5 protein-coding genes and 1 pseudogene are annotated in these 3,936 nt (G+C 76.9%); 4 read left to right on the forward strand and 2 right to left on the reverse strand.

What is annotated here, in order from left to right:
* Positions 1–300 (reverse strand): annotated as a pseudogene (locus AC529_RS15740) (hypothetical protein); the annotation flags it as partial.
* A gap of 139 nt (positions 301–439) precedes the next feature.
* Here AC529_RS15740 and AC529_RS15745 point away from each other — a divergent pair.
* Together AC529_RS15745 and AC529_RS15750 are read left to right on the forward strand one after the other, a co-directional pair.
* Positions 440–1,660, forward strand: coding sequence for a sensor histidine kinase (locus AC529_RS15745; protein ID WP_083948327.1), 1,221 nt, complete (start codon positions 440–442; stop codon positions 1,658–1,660).
* Positions 1,661–1,671: 11 nt separating this feature from the next.
* Entirely contained in the window at positions 1,672–2,316 is a 645-nt protein-coding gene (locus AC529_RS15750; RefSeq protein WP_068758081.1) for a response regulator, read from the forward strand.
* Positions 2,317–2,346: 30 nt separating this feature from the next.
* Here the strand turns inward: AC529_RS15750 and AC529_RS15755 are convergent, their stop codons facing one another.
* Entirely contained in the window at positions 2,347–2,991 is a 645-nt protein-coding gene (locus AC529_RS15755; protein WP_068758083.1) for a TetR/AcrR family transcriptional regulator, read from the reverse strand.
* A 111-nt stretch (positions 2,992–3,102) separates the two neighbouring features.
* Between AC529_RS15755 and AC529_RS15760 the strand changes: the two genes are divergently transcribed.
* Together AC529_RS15760 and AC529_RS15765 are read left to right on the forward strand one after the other, a co-directional pair.
* Positions 3,103–3,498, forward strand: a complete 396-nt coding sequence (locus AC529_RS15760; protein WP_068758085.1) for a hypothetical protein — start codon at positions 3,103–3,105, stop codon at positions 3,496–3,498.
* A gap of 13 nt (positions 3,499–3,511) precedes the next feature.
* Complete coding sequence (locus tag AC529_RS15765) at positions 3,512–3,886, forward strand: GntR family transcriptional regulator (RefSeq protein ID WP_068758087.1); 375 nt, start codon at positions 3,512–3,514, stop codon at positions 3,884–3,886.
* Positions 3,887–3,936 lie beyond the last annotated feature (50 nt).

Genomic DNA, 3,936 nt, shown 5'->3' on the forward strand with positions numbered 1-3,936 from the left:
CGGCGGGGGAGCGCCCGCGAAGCGGTGCGCGAAGCGCGCGTCCGCCCAGGAGACCACGCTGTGCCCGTAGGCCACGGTGAAGCCCAGGTACAGCGCGCCGATCCCGTGGCCGGCGTCGGCGCGGCCCCCGGAGCCCAGGTGCCAGGCGACGACCAGCAGCAGCACCGCGTCCAGCACCGGCACCATCAGGAGCAGCAGGGTGCTCAACCGGCGCAGGCCCAGCAGGTAGCGCGCGCCCAGCCCGCCCAGCAGCAGCACCCAGAACAGCACCTCGCACACCAGGATCGCGGTCACGACCATGGGTCTCCTCTGACTCTCGCGGCCCGTCGTCCTCCCCACCGTGTCAGGCGCGCCCTGCGGCGCGCGTCCGCGCAAGGAAGGAGCGGGCGTACTGCTTTCGGACGACGTGGCGCGGGGCCGGCTGTGCTGAGATGGGAGCGTGCGACAGGAGTGGGCGCAGGTGCTGGACCGCGAGGTGCTGGGCGGCCTCTCGCGGCTGGGCAGCCTGCTGTGGGCGGCGGCCAACCTGGCCGTCGGGGTGCTGCTGTGGTCCCTGGGGGCCTACCTGCACCGCGGCGGGGTCGATCCGCGCTGGCTGCTCGCCTCCCTGGCGGTGGTGTGCGCGGCGGTGCTGCTGCGGCGCACCCGGCCCGGGACCGGGCTGGCCGCGGCCACGGTGGGGCTGGCCGTGGAGGCGGCGGTGCTGGGGCCGTCGGTCTGGTCGGTGGTCGTCTACGGCGACCTGCTGTACGCGGCGGTGGTGTGGGGCGGCGCGCGGCTCGTCCGCGGGGTGGTCGCCGCGGTCGCCGTCGCAGGCGTGGCGGTGCTGGGCGCGGGCGGCCTCCTGCGCTCCGGCGGCCTGCTGGAGCTGCTGCAACTGCTGGGGCTCTACGTCCTGGTCTTCGGCACGCCGCTGACCAGCGGCCTGAGCGTGCGCGCCCACCGGGCCCGGGCCGAACTGGAGCGGCAGCGGGCCGCGCAGGTCGCGCGCATGGCGGAGCTGGACCGGGCCAACGCGGTCGCAGCAGAGCGGGCGCGCATGGCCCGGGAGCTGCACGACGTGGTCGCCAACCACCTCAGCGCGGTGGCCTTGCAGTCCACGGCGGCCCTCGCGCTGCGCGAGTTCGACCCCGAGAGGGTGCGGGGCGTGCTGCGGACGGTGCGCGACAGCAGCGTGCGGGGCCTGGCCGAGATGCGCCGCATGATCGAGGTGCTGCGCGCCGGGGAGCCCGCTGGGACCGACCGGGTCGCCCCGCGCCTGGGCGAGGCGGAGCGCCTGGCCGCCACCGCGCGCGACGCGGGCCTGGACGTGGTGCTCGACGGCGTGGCCGACGTCGGCGAGCTGCCCGCGCGGGTGGACGCGGCGGCCTACCGGATCGTGCAGGAGTGCCTGACCAACGCGCTGCGCTACGCCGCCCCCCGGCGGGTGCGCGTCTCGGTGCGCCGTGTGGCGGGGGACTCCGGTGCGGCCGGGCTGCTGGTGGTCGAGGCGGTCAACCCGGTCGGCGCCGCGGCGGGGGAGCGTCCCGGCCCGCCGGGGCCGGGGGCCGGGCTGGCCGGGATGCGGGAGCGCGCCGTCCTGCTGGGCGGCCGCTTCCGGGCGGGGCCCGACGGCGACGGCACCTGGCGGGTCCGCGCCGAACTGCCGGTCGAGGAGTGAGGGAGGGGCACGTGGTCAGGGTCGTGGTGGCCGAGGACCAGGCGGCGGTGCGCGCGGGGCTGGTGATGATCCTGCACACCGACCCCGGCATCACGGTGGTGGCCGAGGCCGCCGACGGGCAGGAGGCGGTGGAGGCGGCCCTGCGCCTGCGGCCGGACGTGGTGCTCATGGACGTGCGCATGCCCCGCAGGGACGGCATCTCCGCCACCCGGGAACTGGCCGCGGCCGGGGTGGACGTGCTCGTGCTGACCACGTTCGACCTCGACGAGTACGTGTTCGGGGCGCTGCGGGCGGGCGCGGCGGGGTTCCTGCTCAAGGACGTGGAGGCCGCCGACCTGGTCGAGGCGGTGCACACGGTGGCGCGCGGCGAGGGCATGATCGCGCCCGCGGTGACCCGCAGGCTCATCCGCGAGTTCGCCGGGACGCGGCCGCGCGCCCCGCAGCGGGGGGAGCCGGTGCCGCTGGAGCGGCTCACCCCGCGCGAACGGGAGGTGCTGGCCTGCATCGGCGAGGGGCTGTCCAACCAGCAGATCGCGCGCCGCCTCCGCATCACCGAGACCACCGCGAAGACGCACGTGAGCCGCATCCTCACCAAGCTCGGCGTGCGCAGCCGGGTGCAGGCCGCCATCGCCGCCCGGGAGGCCGGCCTGGGCTGAGGCGCCGGCGGATCGGCGCCGGCGGCCGGCTCACCCGCGGGCGGTCAGCCCGGCCAGCAGGGCGTCCAGGCCCGCGGCGAAGACCCGGTCGTGGTCGACGGCGACGCCGCGCAGGGCGGCGACGGTGGGGAAGCGCCCGTCGACCTCGGCGGGGTCGCGGCTGGGCAGCCCCTCGGCGCGCACCTGGTGCACCACCGCGCCGAGGACGTAGGAGTCCAGGGCCGCGGCGGCGCCGGGGACCTCCTCGGGGGGCAGCCCGGCTTCGAGGAACGCCGCGTAGTGCAGCTCGGCGGAGCGCAGCGCCGCCGCCGTGTCGGGGCGGCGGTGGATCATCAGCGGCAGCGCGCCGGAGTGGCGCAGCAGCGCGGCGCGGTAGTCGTGCGCCCAGGCGCGCAGCCGCTCGTCCCAGGGGCGCGGGTCCTGCCCGGGCTCCTCGCCGGACTCCTCCGCCCCGGAGGGCGCGGCGGCGCGCGCGGGGTCGCTGATGTACTCCACGATCGCGCCGTAGAGCTGCTCCTTGCCCAGGGGGAAGTGGTGGTAGATCGCCATCGCCTCGACCTTGAGCGCGTCCCCCAGGCGGCGCATGGTGAGGTTGCGCAGCCCCATCCCGTCGATGATGCGCAGGGCCTCGGTGACGATCAGCTCGGGGCTGAGACCGGCGTTGTTTCGGCTCACACCGCCATCCTAGACTTACCTCGTAAAGTCGGGGGGTCGGCGGGCGGGTGCCGCAGGGGCCGCCGCGGCCCTCTAGAGTTGGTGCCGACCGTCCGAGACAAGGGAGCGAGCATGGTGCTGGGAGCCCGCAGGGTCGGAACAGAGGCGCGTGCGCGGTACGCCGAGGACACGGAGAAGGCGAAGCGGCTGCCGGAGCTGCTGGAGGCGGCCCGCAGGGCCGAGGAGGAGCTGACCCGGGCCCGCCGCTCCGGCGCCGACGTCACGGAGCTGCACCGGCTGGGGGTCGCCTACGACGCGGCGCTCACCGACGCGATGCGCGCCGCCTACGCCCGCCAGCGGGTGCTGGTCGGCCCCCGCGGCTACGAGGACCGCATCTACCGGCGGCGCAGGCTGGCCCGCCCCGAGGTCAAGGAGGCCACCGAGGCCGCCGAGCGGCTGCTGACGCTGCGGGAGCGGCACCGCCTGCACGGCATCCCGCGGGTCCCGCGCAGCCCGGTGGCAGCCTGAGGAGAGGGAAGCCATGGCGACGGACTTCGTGCGTATCGACCCGAACTCCAAGGTTCCGCCGTACGAGCAGATCCGCGCGGCCGTCGCCAACGCCGCCGCCAGCGGCCGGCTGCCGGTCGGCTACAAGCTGCCCACGGTGCGCGCGCTGGCCGGCGAGCTGTCGGTGGCGGTGAACACGGCGGCGCGCGCCTACCGGGAGCTGGAGCAGGCGGGCGTGGTGGAGACCCGGGGCCGCTCGGGGACCTTCATCGCGGCGGGCGGCGACCGGCAGCGCGCCGCGGCGCTGGCGGCGGCGCGCCGCTACGCCGAGACCGTCTCGCGCCTGGGCATCCCCCGGCAGGAGGCCGTCGACATCGTGCGCGCGGCACTGGAGAACACCGGCCGCTGACGCCGCAGGAGGCGCGGCGCCCGGAAAAGGCGGCCCGCGGCGGCGGCGCG

The sequence above is a fragment of the Thermobifida cellulosilytica TB100 genome (assembly GCF_001517975.1).
In the GTDB taxonomy this organism is placed as follows: Bacteria; Actinomycetota; Actinomycetes; order Streptosporangiales; family Streptosporangiaceae; genus Thermobifida; species Thermobifida cellulosilytica.

Bases quoted from the DNA above. Each gene is read 5' to 3' on its own strand.
- AC529_RS15760 (WP_068758085.1), top strand. From the start codon at position 3,103: ATGGTGCTGGGAGCCCGCAGGGTCGGAACAGAGGCGCGTGCGCGGTAC.
- AC529_RS15765 (WP_068758087.1), top strand. From the start codon at position 3,512: ATGGCGACGGACTTCGTGCGTATCGACCCGAACTCCAAGGTTCCGCCG.